The following is a 515-nucleotide window of genomic DNA, read 5'->3' as shown; positions in this document are numbered from 1 at the left end:
CCGGTGCTGGTGCCGTTGTTGGCCAGCACCAGGACATCCGCCCCGGCCGAGCTGTTCTGCAGGGTCCCCATCGCCGTGCGCACCGCCGCGTAGTTGTCGTCGGCCAGCGCCGTCGTCTGGGTGCTCAGCGTCACCACCTCGTCCGTGCTCAGGTCGATCGCGTTCTGCGCACGCGAGGCACCCGACAGCGACCCGTTGCTGTTGTCGTCGATCAGCGTCCGCAGCGCACCGGTCAGCACGATCTGGTCCTGACCCGTCTGGAAGCTCGACACCTGGTCGAACCCGCTGTTCGCACCGGCCGCCGAACCGTCGTCCGCCGTCGCGTAGAGCAGCTGATCCACCGCGCTGTTCGCCGCCAGGGTCAGGACGTCGCCGCCCGCGTTGCCCTGGAAGACGATCGTGCCGCTCGACACCGACACCGTGTCGGTGTTCGCACCGCCGATCAGCGTCTCGATCCCGGTCACCGTCGTCGTGTTCACCGTGTCGCCCAGCGTCACCACGTCGTTGCCCGAGCC

Annotated in this window: 1 protein-coding gene; it reads right to left on the bottom strand. The window is 68.9% G+C overall.

Features of this window, described 5'->3' with window-relative positions:
• Positions 1-515, bottom strand: a 515-nt coding sequence (locus HL658_RS36500) for a hypothetical protein (RefSeq protein ID WP_211109948.1), incomplete at both ends; no start/stop codon positions are given.

This window comes from Azospirillum oleiclasticum (assembly GCF_013423485.1).
In the GTDB taxonomy this organism is placed as follows: domain Bacteria; phylum Pseudomonadota; class Alphaproteobacteria; order Azospirillales; family Azospirillaceae; genus Azospirillum; species Azospirillum oleiclasticum.
Note: the sequence above shows the minus strand (reverse complement) of the source record. Positions and strands in the feature narration are given on the sequence as shown.